General features: G+C 59.8%; 14 protein-coding genes. 9 read left to right on the top strand and 5 right to left on the bottom strand.

The features are described 5' to 3' along the window. Positions 1-40: 40 nt before the first annotated feature. Together DXT96_RS12670 and DXT96_RS12665 are read right to left on the bottom strand one after the other, a co-directional pair. The gene (locus DXT96_RS12670; protein WP_153515072.1) at positions 41-3190 is read right to left on the bottom strand and encodes an efflux RND transporter permease subunit; all 3150 of its coding nucleotides are present in this window, start codon (positions 3188-3190) and stop codon (positions 41-43) included. Next, positions 3187-4353 (bottom strand): efflux RND transporter periplasmic adaptor subunit, encoded by a 1167-nt coding sequence (locus tag DXT96_RS12665; RefSeq protein ID WP_153515071.1) that lies wholly within the window; start codon positions 4351-4353, stop codon positions 3187-3189. The genes DXT96_RS12670 and DXT96_RS12665 overlap by 4 nt, the downstream gene beginning before the upstream one ends. A 225-nt stretch (positions 4354-4578) precedes the next feature. On the opposite strand from DXT96_RS12665, the gene DXT96_RS12660 reads away from it, so the two are divergent. The 6 genes from DXT96_RS12660 (at position 4579) to DXT96_RS12635 (ending at position 10316) form a co-directional block, all read left to right on the top strand. After that, positions 4579-4989, top strand: coding sequence for a carboxymuconolactone decarboxylase family protein (locus DXT96_RS12660; RefSeq protein WP_153515070.1), 411 nt, complete (start codon positions 4579-4581; stop codon positions 4987-4989). Between the two features lie 38 nt (positions 4990-5027). After that, entirely contained in the window at positions 5028-5549 is a 522-nt protein-coding gene (locus tag DXT96_RS12655; RefSeq protein WP_153515069.1) for a DUF4304 domain-containing protein, read from the top strand. A gap of 183 nt (positions 5550-5732) precedes the next feature. Further along, a complete protein-coding gene (locus DXT96_RS12650) occupies positions 5733-8207 on the top strand; it encodes an ATP-dependent helicase (protein WP_153515068.1) in 2475 nt (824 codons plus the stop codon). Positions 8208-8312: 105 nt separating this feature from the next. Next, complete coding sequence (locus DXT96_RS12645; protein WP_153515067.1) at positions 8313-9125, top strand: glycosyltransferase family 25 protein; 813 nt, start codon at positions 8313-8315, stop codon at positions 9123-9125. Positions 9126-9411: 286 nt separating this feature from the next. Further along, the gene (locus tag DXT96_RS12640) at positions 9412-9894 is read left to right on the top strand and encodes a DMT family transporter (RefSeq protein ID WP_153515066.1); all 483 of its coding nucleotides are present in this window, start codon (positions 9412-9414) and stop codon (positions 9892-9894) included. After that, positions 9891-10316: a DMT family transporter gene (locus DXT96_RS12635; protein WP_046798088.1), complete on the top strand. Its 426-nt coding sequence runs from the start codon at positions 9891-9893 to the stop codon at positions 10314-10316. The genes DXT96_RS12640 and DXT96_RS12635 overlap by 4 nt, the downstream gene beginning before the upstream one ends. Positions 10317-10329: 13 nt before the next feature. On the opposite strand, the gene DXT96_RS12630 is transcribed toward DXT96_RS12635, so the two are convergent. Continuing rightward, on the bottom strand, positions 10330-11598 hold the full coding sequence (locus DXT96_RS12630) for a DUF2778 domain-containing protein (RefSeq protein ID WP_153515065.1): 1269 nt from the start codon (positions 11596-11598) through the stop codon (positions 10330-10332). Between the two features lie 452 nt (positions 11599-12050). Between DXT96_RS12630 and pncA the strand changes: the two genes are divergently transcribed. Beyond that, the gene (gene pncA / locus DXT96_RS12625; RefSeq protein WP_149900204.1) at positions 12051-12677 is read left to right on the top strand and encodes a bifunctional nicotinamidase/pyrazinamidase; all 627 of its coding nucleotides are present in this window, start codon (positions 12051-12053) and stop codon (positions 12675-12677) included. A gap of 8 nt (positions 12678-12685) precedes the next feature. Here the strand turns inward: pncA and DXT96_RS12620 are convergent, their stop codons facing one another. After that, a complete protein-coding gene (locus DXT96_RS12620) occupies positions 12686-12922 on the bottom strand; it encodes a DUF2164 domain-containing protein (protein ID WP_046798086.1) in 237 nt (78 codons plus the stop codon). Between the two features lie 180 nt (positions 12923-13102). On the opposite strand from DXT96_RS12620, the gene DXT96_RS12615 reads away from it, so the two are divergent. After that, positions 13103-13822, top strand: coding sequence for an AzlC family ABC transporter permease (locus DXT96_RS12615; RefSeq protein ID WP_153515064.1), 720 nt, complete (start codon positions 13103-13105; stop codon positions 13820-13822). Then, positions 13819-14133 (top strand): AzlD family protein, encoded by a 315-nt coding sequence (locus tag DXT96_RS12610; protein ID WP_149900202.1) that lies wholly within the window; start codon positions 13819-13821, stop codon positions 14131-14133. The genes DXT96_RS12615 and DXT96_RS12610 overlap by 4 nt, the downstream gene beginning before the upstream one ends. Here the strand turns inward: DXT96_RS12610 and DXT96_RS12605 are convergent. Next, positions 14130-15971, bottom strand: a complete 1842-nt coding sequence (locus DXT96_RS12605) for an aminopeptidase P family protein (protein ID WP_153515063.1) — start codon at positions 15969-15971, stop codon at positions 14130-14132. The two genes, DXT96_RS12610 and DXT96_RS12605, sit on opposite strands and share 4 nt — an antisense overlap. Between the last annotated feature and the right edge of the window lie 46 nt (positions 15972-16017).

Raw genomic sequence — 16017 nt, 5'->3', positions numbered from 1 at the left:
ATCGGAATTGCGCCGGACGCGGTTTAGCGAAAACCTCGTTCTACTCCGCCGCAAGCAGCGGCTTGTCTTCCTCCAGCGCCTTGCGACGAGCGGCAAGTTCCAGTTCGCGGTGGAGGCGGATTTCCTCATCCGCCTGCGGCTTGGCGAAGCGGGCAATCAGCAGATAGGAGACCGGGGTGATGTAAAGCGTCACCAGTGTCGCAAAACCGAGACCGCCGACGATGACCCAGCCGAGCGCGATGCGCGCTTCCGCACCCGCTCCTTGCGCCAGCACCAGCGGCACACCGCCGAGAATGGTGGCGATCATCGTCATCATCACGGGGCGCAGGCGGATGCTGGTGGCCTTTTCGATGGCTTCGCGCACCGTGGCGCCCTGATCGCGCAGATGGTTGGCGAATTCGACGATGAGGATGCCGTTCTTGGCCATCACACCGACGAGCAGCACGAGACCGATCTGGCTATAGACGTTGAGGCTCGATCCGGTAACCAGCAGCGCGATGACCGCGCAGGCAAGACCGAGCGGCACCGTGGACATGATGATAACCGAACTCAGCACGCTTTCGAACTGTGCGGCGAGCACGAGGAAGATGATGGCGATGGCGAAACCGAAGGTCAGCAACATGCCGCTCGAATTTTCCTCAAGCGTCGCCGCTTCACCGAGCGGCAGCAGGCGGGCGCCGGGCGGCATTACCGATTGCGACAGCTCATTCACCTTTTGAAGGGCCTCACCAAGCGAAACGCCGTCCTTGAGGTTGGCGGTGAAGCCGACGGAGGGAAGCTGCTGCTCGCGGTTCAGCTGCGGGGCAACTGCATTTTCCTTGAGCGTGGCAATGACCGACATCGGCACGATCTTGCCGTCGCCCGTTTTCAGGAAGACGTTTTCAAGATCGGTCGGATCGTTGATCGGCCGGGTGGAGGACAGGAGCCGCACCGGGATCGCATCGCCATCCACGAAGACATCGACGATCGAGCGTCCTTCCAGCAGCGACTGCATGGCGCGCGACAGGCCAGTGATATCAATACCGAGATCCGACGCGCGTTCACGGTCGATGGAGACGGAGATTTGCGCCTGATTGGGCTCGTTGTCGAAGCGCGGCGTGTCGAACAGGCCGCTTTCTTCCATGGAAAGCAGCAATTTCTGCGTCGCCGCCGTCAGCGCCGGATAATTGCTGCCGACCATAGCCATCTGCAACCCGTTGCCGGCACCGCGAATTCTGAGGCTGTTCGGCTGCATCGCATTGCCGCGCAGCGCCGGTACGCTGTTGGCAGCGGAGGTGACGTCGGTAGCGATCTGGTTCTGCGTGCGCTCACGATCGGCCCACGGGGCGAGCGTCAGCACCATGAAACCGGTATTGGAAGACCCGTTCATGCCGGTGATGGAGTAGATATTGCGGATTTCGCCACTGTCGCGCAGTGGCTGCAGGTTTTCCTCGATCCGCTGCAGCTGGTCGCGGGTATATTCGAGGCTGACGCCCTGCGGCGCTGTCACCCGCATCATGATCGATGCACGGTCCTCGCGCGGCGTCAGCTCGTTCTGGATCATGCCGAAGGCGATCCACGACAGGCCGGAAAAGATCAGCGCCACAACGATGACAATCAGCGGATTGTTGAGGCAGGCGGCAAGCGTCGTCTTATAGGTGGAGGCAAAGACATTGCCGAACCAGGCAAGCGGTCCCGTCGGTTCCTTCAACCCTTCCTTGAGCATGCGCGAGGCCAGCATCGGGCAAAGCGTCAGGGCCACAATTGAAGACAAGCCCACGGCGAAGGCCAGCACGAAGCCAAATTCGCGGAACAGGCCACCAAGCTGCCCCGGCAGGAAGGAAAGCGGAATGAACACGGCGGCAAGCGTCGCCGTCGTTGCGATGACCGCGAAGAAGACTTCCTGCGTGCCGAGAACGGCTGCGGCCCGCGGCCCCATCCCCTCCGTGCGGCGGCGCACGATGTTTTCCAGCACCACGATGGCGTCGTCGACAACCAGACCGGTCGCCAGAACGATGGCGAGCAGCGTCAGGATGTTGACCGAAAAGCCGACCATATAGATGGCGACAATGGTGCCGATCAGCGCCACTGGCATGGTGATCGCGGGAATGAGTGTGGCGCGCCAGTCGCGCAGGAACAGGTAAAGTACGACGACGACGATAAGCGCGGAAAGTCCGAGCGCCAGTTCGACCTCGCGCAGCGCGCCTTCGATGAAGACGGCGTCATCGCTGGTGACAACGATACGCGTGCCTTCCGGCAGGTTGGCCGACATGGCGTCGACAGCGGCCTTCACGCCCGTGGAAATACTGAGCGTGTTCGATTGCGCCTGCCGGATGACGCCGAGACCGACGCCCTGCACGCCGTTGGAACGCAGCGAGGTGGATTCATCATCCGCGCCCAGCATGACGGTCGCGACGTCCCTCAGGCGAATATTGTTCTTGATCAAAAGATTGGAGAAATCTTCGGGCTTCGTCAGGCTGGCCGTGGCGCGCACGACGATGTCCTGCGTCGTGCTTTTTAGCGACCCCGCCGGCACGTCAAGGGCAGCACTCGCGAGCGCGTTCGAAACATCCGTGACCGTCAGCCCACGGCTGGCAAGTGCCGCCTGATTGAGATCGACGCGGAAAACCTTTTCCTGATCGCCGTAAAGCTCCACATCCGCCACGCCGTCAACGGCGGCCAGACGATCGATGATTTCGTCATCCACCAGCTTGGTCAGGTCTTCCATGCTGAGCGTGGTCGAGGTGACGGCAAGGCGCATGATCGGCTGGCTGTCGGAATCCGCCTTGATGATCTGCGGCTCGTCGGCATCGTCAGGCAGCTGGTTGGTGACGCGGCCGATGGCATCGCGCACGTCGTTTGCGGCAACCGGCAGATCGACATTGTCGCCGAATTCCAGTGTCACACGGCTTGTGCCGAACTGCGAATTGGAAGAGATGGATTTGACGCCACTGACACGCGCAACCGCGCCTTCGATGGTCTGCGTCACTTCCTGATCGATGGTCTCGGGTGCCGCCCCCTCATAGGTGGTCCTGACACTGATCGTCGGTCGGTCGACATCAGGCAGTTCGCGCACTTCGACGCCGACCAGCGCGGCAAGGCCGGCAACAACCAGCAACGTGTTGAGAACCGCCGCCAGAATAGGCCGGCGGACGAACAAGGCGGTAAAGGCGATCTTGGAATCTTGACCGGCAGGCGGTTGCGTCGTCATTGGCTGGCAACCTCTTCAGGCTTTGGCTGATTGCCGACGCGGACCGCGCCGCCTTCTCTCACACGCTGCAGACCCTCGATCACAACAGGCTCGCCCTCCGCCAACTCGGCCTTGACCAGAACCGCATCGGGGTTGCGCTGCACGATCTGTACCCGCACCTTGTGCGACTTGTTGTCGGCAACGCGCCAGACATAGGAGCCTTCCGCGTCCCACTGCACGGCCAGCGGATCGACCGAGGCATAGGTTTCGCCGACAAAACGCATGGTGACGCCGAAGGACATGCCGGCCCTCAGCTCATCCTTCTCATTGCCAAACTTCGCCCGGATGCGGATCGTGCGGCTTGCCTCGTCAACGCGGTTATCGACGGCCTCGATCTCACCCTTGAAGGTCTCACCGGGCCGGGAAATCGACGTCGCTTCCACCGGCATGCCGACCTTGATCGCGGTTACGAAACGCTCGGGAGCCCAGAAATTGACGAGAATTTCGGAGCGGTCGTCAATGCTGACGATGGTCGATTGCGTGGTGACATTGTCACCGATATTGGCAGCGACGATACCCGCAACGCCTTCGATCGGCGCGACGATGTCGCGACGCTTAAGGTTCAACTCAGCAGTGCTCAGCGCAAGTTTGGCAGCCTCTTCGGCAATCTCCGCATCCAGCACGTCAAGACGGGAGACGGATTTCAGGTTCTTATAGGAACTGGATTTTTCAACCGCGCTGCGCAGCGTGACCTGCGCCTTGTCCCGTTCGATCACCTGCTCCTCATCATCGAGCCTTGCAAGGACCAGCCCCTTCACGACGCGGGCACCGGAGGAGGTGCGGATTTCCGAAACGGTGCCGGAGACCTGCGGCATGACGACGACCGACTGGATCGCCTCGCCGTTGCCAATGGCATTCAGGCGATCATTGACCGTGCCTTTTTTGACGGGAGCCATCACCACCAGGGTCGCGTTGCTGTTGCGACGCGCACCGCCGGCATTCTGGCCCGCTGGCGTGCTAGGGCTTCCGGCGCCGGATGCGGCAACCTCGATCGCACCGGCCGGCATTTTGCCAAGCCCGATAGCAGCGAGAACATTGCGGGCTTCGGGCGAATAAAAGCCCCAAAGACAGAGCCCCGCTCCCACCACGGCAACACTGACACCCACCTGTTTCCAGACCCGCATATATTTCTCCGGTTGATCCGCTCAGTAAAAGGAGTTCCAAACCGAACCCCGTTGGAACGCGCAAAGTATTCCTGCTTGCCTTGACGAAGGCAACGCACAAAACCGTTCCTTACATAATTGTAATTTGTGATGAATTTTCGTCGGAAAGCATCGCGCAACCGTTTCTGTCGCAAATCTCCGCCGATCGGTTACTCTAAAAGCCGAAAACCACCCCCGGAGGAAGCCATGAGCACCGTATCGAGAACCGAAAACCCTGAAGCCGACCCGCGCGTCAAGGCGGTGTTCGATGATATCCGCACCACCCGCAAATCGGATTTCATCAACAATATGTGGCTCTATCTCGCCTTTGATCCCGACCTGCTTGAAAAGACCTGGGCCGAGGTCAAGGCCGTGATGGCGACACCTTCGGCGCTCGATCCCGTGGTGAAGGAAATGCTCTACATCGCCGTCTCCGTCACCAATGGCTGCTCCTATTGCGCCCATTCCCACACGGCGGCCGCAAAAGCCAAGGGCATGACCACCGAACAGCATGCCGACCTGCTGCGTGTCATCGCCCTTGCCGCCAAGACCAACCAGCTCGCCGTGGCACTGCAATTGCCGGTGGATGCCGCTTTCGATGCCGACAGGCAGGCTTAAAGTGAATGATTAAACCTGCAATCCATTGTGAGAGATAGATGACGAAGCTTAACCCCATTCCAGATATTTTTAAGCACGTCATTGGTTCGTCCGCTGGAAAAGTCGTGAACAGCGGATTTGTCAAACGCCGTAACTCCCTCAGGAAGAGGATGGACGACAATGTTGCAATCATCGAATTTCAGAAAAGCAGGTCCAACACATCGGAAAGATTGCTTTTCACCGTCAATCTCGCAGTTGTTTATGGCGAACTTCAGGAAGGATCGTGCTCTCACCTGGAAAAGACGACAAGCACAGATGGCCATTTGAGGTTAAGAATAGGTCGGCTGTTGCCGGAGCCGCATGACAAATGGTGGGAGATTACCGGCGCAACAGATCCAATTGCATTGGCGAATGAAGTTTCTGGCCTGATAGCCGACAAGGCCGCGCCTTACCTCGAACCTTATCTCAACATCAATGAGCTTATTGCATTGTGGGAATCAGATAGGTCGCCGGGACTGACTTCGAAACAATGCGCGATCTACCTCAAGAAATTGAAAGAAGCGCGCGTTGTAAAGGATTGAGCATCCCAGCTGAAACCGCTGCTACTCACGTCGCGACCGGATCTGCGCCATTGCTGTTTTGCGTCGTGTTCTCCAGCACGTCGCAAAGAAAATGCCTTGGAATAGGCGTTTTGACGGTTGATACCGGAATAAAAGCAGAACAGAGTTCTGGCCTTTACATACCGAATCACTACATTGGGCCGCATGAGCAATAGTTTTGACGATATGCCGTTCTTCGATGAAGAACCCGTGACGCCGCGCAGGGCGACGAACAATGCCCCTTCGGAAGGCGGCGGCGGGCTTGGCATTGCCGCGCGCGCCATGGCGGCGCGCGATCAGGCCCGGCCGACACCCGACTATCTTTCGGGCCTCAACCCGGAACAGCGTGAGGCCGTGGAAACGCTGGATGGCGCTGTTCTGGTGCTGGCCGGCGCCGGCACCGGCAAGACCCGCGTTCTGACCACCCGCATTGCCCATATTCTGGCGACCGGCCGCGCCTATCCCAGCCAGATTCTCGCCGTGACCTTCACCAACAAGGCCGCCCGCGAGATGAAGGAACGTGTCGGCGTTCTGGTCGGTGGCGCCGTTGAGGGCATGCCGTGGCTCGGCACCTTCCACTCCATCGGTGTCAAGCTTCTGCGCCGCCATGCCGAACTGATCGGCCTGAAGTCGGATTTCACCATTCTCGATACCGATGATGTGGTGCGGCTTTTGAAACAGCTCATCCAGGCCGAAGGTCTTGATGACAAGCGCTGGCCGGCCAAACAATTCGCCGGCATGATCGACGGCTGGAAGAACAAGGGCCTGACGCCGCCGGATATTCCGGAGGGCGACAGCCGTGCCTTCGCCAATGGCAAGGGCCGCGAACTCTATGCCGCCTATCAGGCGCGGCTGAAAACGCTGAACGCCTGCGATTTCGGCGATCTGCTGCTGCACCCGATCAGCATCTTCCGTCGTCACACCGATATCCTGAACGAATATCACCAGAAGTTCCGTTACATTCTGGTCGACGAATATCAGGACACCAACACGTCCCAATATATGTGGCTGCGGCTGCTTGCGCAGCGCCCGAAAGGCGAACCGCAGAACGTCTGCTGCGTTGGCGACGACGACCAGTCGATCTATGGCTGGCGCGGGGCCGAAGTGGATAATATCCTGCGTTTCGACAAGGATTTCCCCGGCGCCAAGGTCATCAAGCTGGAACGCAACTACCGTTCCACCGAACATATTCTCGGAACGGCCGGCCATCTGATCGCCCATAATGAAGGGCGTCTCGGCAAGACGCTGTTCACCGAGCGCAGCAGCCCGGACGATGAGAAGGTCATGGTGCATGCTGCCTGGGATTCCGAAGAGGAAGCCCGCGCCGTCGGTGAAGAAATCGAGCAGCTCCAGCGCAAGAACCACAAGCTGAACGACATGGCCATCCTCGTTCGCGCCTCCTTCCAGATGCGCGAATTCGAAGACCGTTTCGTCACGCTTGGCCTCAATTACCGCGTCATCGGCGGTCCGCGTTTTTATGAGCGCCTCGAAATCCGCGATGCCATGGCCTACTTTCGTGTTGTCTGCCAACCGGCCGATGACCTTGCTTTCGAGCGGATAGTCAACACCCCCAAGCGCAGTATTGGCGACACAACTAAAAGCGCTTTACATGCCTACGCCCGCGCTCGCGATATTCCCATGCTGGCGGCGGCAGCTGACATCATCGAAACCGACGAGCTTAAACCACAGGCACGCAAGGCACTGTTCGACGTGGTGCAGAATTTCCGCCGCTGGCAGGGCCTCCTGGAAAATACCGAGCACACGACGCTTGCCGAGCAGATTCTCGACGAAAGCGGTTACACCGCCATGTGGCAGGCCGACAAAAGCGCCGAAGCACCGGGACGGCTGGAGAACCTGAAGGAACTTATCCGTTCGATGGAATCCTTCGAAAGCATGCGCGGATTTCTCGAACATGTCGCACTCGTCATGGACGCCGAGCAGAATGCGGAACTGGATGCCGTATCCATCATGACGTTGCATTCCGCCAAGGGTCTGGAATTCGACACCGTCTTCCTGCCCGGCTGGGAAGAAGGCCTGTTCCCGCATCAGCGGGCGCTGGACGAAGGCGGCCGCTCCGGTCTCGAGGAAGAACGCCGTCTTGCTTATGTCGGCATCACCCGCGCCAAGAAGCTTTGCCATATCTGGTTCGTGTCGAACCGGCGTATCCATGGATTATGGCAATCCACCCTGCCCTCGCGTTTTCTGGAAGAACTGCCGCCCGCCCATGTGGATGTCGCGGCCTCCGACAGCAATTACGGCGGTTATGGCGGACGCGGCGGCTATGGCCAGTCCCGCTTCGACAAGGCGGAACCCTTCGCCAATAATTATTCCACCCCCGGCTGGAAACGGGCGCAGGCCAACAAGTCGGACGCCACCCGCGATAACTGGGGCACACGCTCCGGCCATGCGGTCGAGCGGATCGGTTATGGCGAAAGCGGCCCGCGCACGCGCACCATCGACGGCGAGCTGGTGGCCAAGTCCGTTGCCGATACGCCGTCGAAATTCTTCGTCGGCGACCGCGTTTTCCACATGAAGTTTGGCAACGGCAATATCTCCGCCATCGAGGGCAACAAGCTGACCATCGATTTTGACCGCGCCGGACAAAAGCGCGTGCTGGATGGATTTGTGGAAAAGGTTTGATTCGAACGGTTAAGACAGGTTCAAGACAGCTTTTTCCATAGCCCACGTCATGCCGTTGCAATAAAGAAATTGCTACACGACAGTGAAAACCGGGCGAGGACCGCTTTGCATATTTTACCGAAAAGCCAGCGCAAGCTTGCCGTTTTCCTGATCAACATGGATAGCGCCACCAAGCGCCTTGAGGATATGACTGCCCGGCTCGACGCCATCGGGCTGCAGGCGATGCGTATCGCCGGCGTCAATGGCCGCGAACTGAATTATCCGATCCCGGAATTCAGCGAGATTTCCTACATGCTCATGCATGGCCGGCGCACGTCACCGCCGGAAATCGGCTGTTATCTCAGCCATGTCGCCTGCGCCAATAAATTCATGGATGGCGACGCCGATATCGCGCTCATCCTTGAAGACGACGTGGTCTTCGACAATGATTTTCTGAATGCAATCGATGAGGCAGTGCTGAACGGCAGCGACTGGGATTTGCTGCGGCTGACGACGGTCAGCAACGGCAGCAAATTTCCGTTTCGTCCACTTTCCAATGGCCGTTCGCTGGCCATTGCCCTGACGCGGGAAAAAGGCTCAGGCGCCTATCTCGTCAACCGTCGCGCCGGAAAATGGATATCGAAACTGATCCCCATGCGGTTGGCTTATGATATCGCATTCGATCTGGAATATCTGGCAGGCCTGAAGGGGGCTTTCATCTACCCGCTCTGCGCCACGCAGGATGCGGATGGCGAAAGCCAGATTCAGAACAATCTGCGCATTTACCGCCTGCCGCGCTGGCGTTATTTTACGGTACTGCCCTATCGCGCCTATCTGGAAACCAGCCGTTTTCTTCTGCGCGGCCTCCGATTCGCCATCGCCAAGCTGAGTGTCACGCTCGAAGGCGGCAAGGGCAAGACTGCTCCCGCCGGCAATTGAACAAGCTGGATCATGCCTCGCCGGGCGTGAAGCCGACGAGATAAACCGCCGCAATCACGGCTGCGAGAACGAAAATCGAAATGACGAAAATCATCATCCGGTTCAATGGCTTGCGCGTCGTTTTCTTCATGCTGGAATAATGCGTGGCAGGGTCACTGGTTCCGTAGCGCACAGGATAATGCCACCTGAAGCCGAGAAACGGCGCAATTCGATTCCGCTTCAGGCACATATCGGCTAAAGCTCGGATACCTCTTCAGCTCTCCCGGCACGCCACAATAGACCCGCCATGACAGATATGACGCATCCCCGCCTCAACCCGCTGCATCTTGCCGCCGCCTTCGCGAGCGGTTGTCTTTTGACCCTGATGGTGCATTTCAACGGCCAGCTAGCCCATTACGGCAGTGCGCTGTTTTCCTCGTGGACGGCGCATGGCACAGGTACGGTGGCAGCGCTCATCTATCTCGCCATAGTGCGCCCGAAGAACGACCCCACGGCACCGGCAAAACCAAAGGCGCCGCTCTGGGCCTATTGCGGCGGGGTCGTGGGTGCGGCCATCGTGATCCTCACCTCCACCGCCGTCAATTCGCCGCTGGCGCTTTCCGGCACCATAGCGCTGGGCCTCGGCGGACAGGTGATCTTCAGCCTGCTGGCCGATCTTTTCGGCCTCTTCGGCCTGCCGAAACGGCGTCCGGATGTGCGGGACATGGCAGCGGTAGCGCTGATCCTCTGCGGCAGCGCACTCATCATTCTGGTCGGGAGAACGGCATGATCGTCTGGATCGCCATGGCCTTTGCCGGCGGTGTCTTCGTGGCGCTGAGCCGCCAGATCAACGGCCGCTTGAGCCTGTCGAACTCACCGCTTATCGCTTCCTTCTGGAACCATATCGTTGGCTTTGCCGTGCTGACCGTCATCGGCCTCATCGTCGGCGGTCTCATTCCGCCGGGCGCGGCTGATGCACCGTGGCTCGCCTTTATCGGCGGGCCGATCGGCGTCGTCTTCATCGCCTCGGGCAGTTGGCTCATCCCGCGCATCGGCGCGGTCAATACCGCACTTCTGGTCATCAGCGGCCAGATGGTCTCAGGCGTTGTGCTCGATCTTTTCAGCGATCATCCGCCGAAAATCTGGGCAAGCGCGCTTGGCATTCTTCTCATCCTCGCCGGCATGGTGCTGACGCAGCGGCGCAGCCGCTAAGAAACAAGACGGATCAGGAATCACTGCCGCGCGAGAACATGCTGAGCAGCGTCTTGCCGCCACTTTTACCGCCGCTGCTGGCAAGCGTCGGTCGGTTACCGTTCAGTTTCGGCACGACGATCATGCGCTTGACTTCGCCGCGCTTGAAGGCGGCCAGGAAGCGGGAATAATCCCGGAACACGACACAGCCATTTGATTCGCCGCGTTTCGCCAGCATGTAGGTATGGGCAAGAAGCCCATCACGGCCATGCGGGTTGACGCCGTTTTCCGGTGTCAGGCGAATGGCTTCGACGCCGTGGAACCGCGCTTCGCGCATCGTCAGACGATAGCTGGAGGGCGGCGTAGAGCCGCGCATTCTGACGTGAACAAAGTCGGGATTGTCGCGCATCTTGCCGATGCCGGAATGCGCTTCCAGCTTCTCGCCATTCGGCATGTGAACAGTCCCCGAGGAAATATCGTAAATCGCCGTGCCATTGCCGCGATCCGGCCACGGAACCGCATCCATCTTGCTCGGCTCGCGCATCGGATTGTCAGGCTTTGCAAAGGCAAGCATGGCACCGGTGCCCTGCTTGGGCTGCTGCGGCGCGCGCAGCGGAACCGGCGCATCAAAATCGGGGGCTGAAGCAACAGCAGCCTTGGAAAGGGCCGGACGCGGCGACGGCTCAACCGTCTCGGCCGCCGCCACTTCGGGCCGGAAGCTCGGAAGCGGCACATCATCAGGAAGCAGGCTGCTCGCCTCTTCCTCGATCTGCGGGCGTGCCAGCGCCACTTCGAATGCCGGATGTTGCGAGGCAGCGCTTTGATAGGCCACATCAGTGGTGCGCCCAAGCGCCGAATCGACGATTGCCGAAGGCCTGAGCGCGGCAAGTTCCTTCACCGTCGCCTGCCCTTTGGCATTCGCCGCCGCGCCAAAACGCTCGCGGAATTCCTTCGCGCCGATCTCCGGCATGATGCCCGCAAGGCGAACGGCCTTCTGCGGGCCATGGCTGTGATCGCTCAAGCGGGAAAACTTGCGGACGTGAATATCCCGCCCCGTCACGTGGCCGATCGCCGCTTCGGCGGAATCAAGCCTGGCCACCAGCGTCTTTTCAAATTGCCCAACGCCATGCGAGGCGGCCGCCATGCTGTGCAGCGATGCGAAGGCTGCAAAGGCGAAAAGCCCGGCAAAGGCACCGCCGCCGAGCAGCGCGGACATTCGGCCAAGCGAAAAGGATTTGCCTTTCTTGAGGCAGGACGACCCGGCAAGACCGGCGCCATTATAGGCCGCAGCAGAAAACGCCATGATACTCGTTACTCGAACCGTTCACGCACACCCGGACCATGCCGGTGGGATTTTGGGGCATCCAAAGAGCGGGTGAACACCACGCCGCTTTCGGAACTGACTGGTTCGAAGCATGACGAATTATGGTAACCAAAGTGTTTACGAGTCCCTGCAAAAATACTTCGTTAAGGTCTGCGCATGTCAGGCGAAGGCGAAACGATGACCTGTACGGGAACGGCGTGCATTACATCGCTCGTCCTGAAAAATGCCCCGCGGGGCGTCATCGGCCTTTAAAGTTTCCGTCGCCGCATCGTCAGGTAAATTCCGACTTGGCCGGAAATTTGCTGAAAATGCGGCAGGACTGCGACGGGACAAGCTGTCGTCATCCACCAGTCACGTGGGCACAAAGGTTGAATGGGGACTTGATCCGCCAAAGCCGGCTTGGCATCCTGCTGGCAAAAGGGAGGCACATCATGAAGGCGCTGCTGCTCATCGACATCCAGAACGGCTTTTGCCCCGGCGGCAATCTGGCCGTTACCGAAGGCGACAGGATCGTGCCTGCCGCCAATGCCCTGATCGACAATGGCGGTTATGACCTCATCGTCGCCTCGCAGGACTGGCACCCGGAAAACCACGGCAGTTTCGCGTCCCAGCATCCCGGCAGGAAACCTTTCGACATGGGCGAACTTTCCGGCAAACCGCAGATGATGTGGCCGGACCATTGCGTGCAGGGCACGCAGGATGCGGAATTCCACCCCGATCTGAAGACGGAAGCATTCGACTATATTCAGCAGAAGGGTGAAAACCCCGCCGTCGACAGCTATTCCGCCTTTCGCGACAATGACCAGTCGGCGACGACGGGCCTTGCCGATTATCTGGCCCGTCAGGGCGTGACGCAGCTCGATATATGCGGCCTCGCCACCGATTATTGCGTCAGTTTTTCGGTGCTCGATGCCATCGCCATGTTACCCGGTATCAAGGTCCGTTTCATCGAGGATGCAAGCCGCGGCATCGATCCACAGGGCATAAAGGCCGCGATTGCGGCCATGCGGGAAAAGGGCGCCGCGATCGTCAACAGCCGCGACATATTGCGCGACTGACCGCCCCTTTAACGCAACCTCGGTTTTTCCAACACGTCGATGTCACCGGCCGCGTCCTCAAGACGCCGCAGGATTGCAGCATGTGCATCCTTCAGCCCCTGATTATAGAAAACATATCCGACCTCCTCGGCCAGAAACTCCACGAAGATTTCCGCCTCAAGAAGGCCCATCTCGGTTTCGGTCTCCCGGGCAAGGTAGTCCTTGATACGCGCGGCCAGGACGGCCTTTTCCTGCTTTTCGAGCATTGATCTTCCATGATTTCACGGTGTGGGTGCGCAGACGAAACCCGATGAGGTCTCTCGTCCAGCGTTGCCTGTCGGCGTTACCGTAACGGAAGCTTCAAGGGAATCAATCGATCCATTCATGCAATTCGTTTGCCAGCCAGCCGGGACGGCGATAGAGCGGCGGCAAGGAGTTTCCAGAGAATGTTCAATAAAGATTTTCGCGAGGGACTGAGGACCGGTTTTCCAATCGCCCTTTCCGCCGCCCCCTTTGGCGCGCTGTTCGGCGCGGTTGCAGTCGATAACGGCCTGAGCGTCACCGAAGCCACGATCATGAGCGGCACCGTCTATGCCGGCGCGAGCCAGCTTGTCGGCATCGAACTGTTTGGCCAGAAGGTCGCCCCATGGCTGATCGTTCTTTCCGTCTTCGCCGTCAATTTCCGCCATATCCTTTATTCGGCTGCCATTGCCCGAATGATCTCCGGCTGGTCGCTGATGCAAAAGGCGGCTGGCTTCTTCGTTCTGGTAGATCCGCAATTTGCCGAATCTGTCCGGAAATATGAAAACACCGGCACGGTCGGTTTTTCCTGGTATATGGGCTTTGCCGCGCCGGTCTATGTGCTGTGGCTGGCCATGACCATTCTCGGGGCCTCGCTCGGCAATCTCGTCGGCGATCCAAAGGCCATCGGCCTTGACGTGCTTTTGCCGATCTATTTCATGGGCATGGTCTTGAGCTTCCGCCAGCGGGAGAATTTCTACCCGGTGATGCTGGCAAGCGCGGTTGGCGCAACGGTCGCCTATCACTTCGTCGGCTCCCCCTGGCATGTCAGCCTCGGTGCGATCGCCGGCATTCTCGTCGCAGTCCTTTATCCGCCCAAACCCAACGGCGAGGCCACTCCTGAAAACAGGGTGGAAACGCCATGAGCGACATGCTCCACACCGATACGATGATCCTGATCGCGCTCGCCGCCGTCGCCACCTATCTCACCCGCATCGGCGGTTATGTGCTGATGACGCGGATGAAATCCATCCCGCCGCGCATGGAAGCGGGGCTGAACGCCGTACCCGTTGCGGTTCTGACCACGCTTGTCGCACCCGCCTTTTTCGAAGGCGGATACGAGGTGAAGATCGGCATGGCGGCAGCCCTTCTGGTCTGCCTGCGGTTTCCCGGCCTGACGATGCTGGCGATCGGCTGGGCCGTCGTCATCGCCATCAGACATTTTGGGCTGCTTTAAGCGATCCTCTCCAGTGGCCTGGTCGCGGCAACAAGCCAGGCTTTCACCTCTTCATCGGTGATCAGCGGAGAGAGCTTCTCCAGAACGTCGGCGTGGTAGGCATTCAGCCAGTCGAGTTCCTCGTCGGTCAGGAGTGACACGACGACAAGCCTGTTGTCGATGGGGCACCAGGTCAGCGTCTCAAAGGAGAGCATTGGCTGGTCGCCGCCGGCCACCTCCTGCGCCTCCCGCACATAGATCAGGTTCTCGATACGGATGCCGAAAGCACCGGGGCGGTAATAACCCGGCTCGTTCGACAGGATCATGCCCGGCAGCAGCTCCTGCGTCGAAAGCCTTGCGATACGCTGCGGTCCCTCATGCACCGAAAGGTAGGAACCGACACCGTGGCCGGTGCCATGGGCATAATCCGCGCCGGCCTTCCACAGCGCGATGCGCGCCAGGGGATCGAGGTCGCAACCGCGCGTTCCCTTCGGAAACCGTGCGGTGCTGATGCCGATCACTCCCTTCAGCACCAGCGTGAAGAAACGCTTCTGCTCTTCCGGCACCGTGCCGATTGCGACGGTACGGGTAATATCAGTAGTGCCGTTGACATATTGCGCGCCGGAATCGACGAGGAACATCTCGCCGTCGGCAAGTGTGCGATCCGTGTCGGTGGTGACACGGTAATGGATGATGGCGGCATGTTCGCCAGCACCGGAAATCGTGTCGAAAGACACGTCCTTCAGCGGGTTCTGCATCGCCTGCCCCACTTTGGCCCGCGCTGCCTCCAGCGCCTTGACCGCAGCGATTTCGGTGACGCTGCCCGGCTGCTGGCGGTCCAGCCAGCTCAGATATTCGACCATGGCCGCGCCATCCTGCACGTGTGCTGCGGCCGAACCGGCAAGCTCCGCCTTGTTCTTGCAGGCGCGCGGCAGGCGGACGGGATCGGACGTCTCCACCAATATACCGCCCGCCGCCGTGATTGCGCCCGTTAGCGCCACCGGCGTCAGATCGGCATCGACCATGACCCGGCCCTTGGCGCTGGCAATCGCATGCAGGCGATCGGCAATCTTGGATGGCGGCAGCTGTGTCGCCATTTGCGCCAGATAGGCTTCAGCCTCGATGCCGGTCTTGCGCTTGTCGAGAAAAATATCCGTCCGGCCATCGGCATAGATGATGGCGCGGGCAAGCGGATGCGGTGTGTGCGGCACGTCATTGCCGCGAATATTGAAAATCCAGGCAATGGAAGACGGATCGGTAACCAGCAGGGCATCAGCCTGCCTGGCCGAAACCGTCTCCGCCAGCAGCGCGATCTTTTCCTTCGCCAGCTTGCCGGTAAAGGCTTCCGGCTGGATAATAACGGGCTCCAGCGGCTCGGAAGGGCGATCCTGCCACAGGGCGTCAAGCGGATTGCGCTCCAGCAGCACGACGGAACCGCCCTTGGCCGCAAGCGCCTTTTCCAGCCGCTTCAATTCAGCGCCGGTATGCAGCCACGGATCAATCCCCAGTCGGAAGCCCTGCGTCGCATGTTCGGATAACCATACGGAAGGCGGCGCCCCGACCAGATCACCGCCCGTGAAGACGGATTGGTCGACCTGCGACTTGAGCTGCGTCGTATACCGGCCATCGACGAAAACCACGGCCTCGCTGCGTGTCACCAACGCGATGCCGGCCGAACCGGTGAACCCCGTCAGCCAGGACAGGCGCTCGGCGCATTCCGGCACATATTCTCCCTGATATTCATCGGCGCGCGGCACCAGAAAACCGTCGATAGCCAGCGCGTCGAAACCGGCGCGCAGCGCCTCGACACGGGCCTTGCCAAATTGCGGCGCGGATTTGTTTTCGAAGGTCTGGAACATGGGCGTCTTTCGGGAACTGTCATGAGGAAAGCGGTTCATTCACGCC

Source organism: Agrobacterium sp. ICMP 6402, from assembly GCF_009498615.1.
Taxonomy (GTDB): domain Bacteria; phylum Pseudomonadota; class Alphaproteobacteria; order Rhizobiales; family Rhizobiaceae; genus Agrobacterium; species Agrobacterium burrii.
This window is presented reverse-complemented; position numbering and strand designations above follow the sequence as displayed.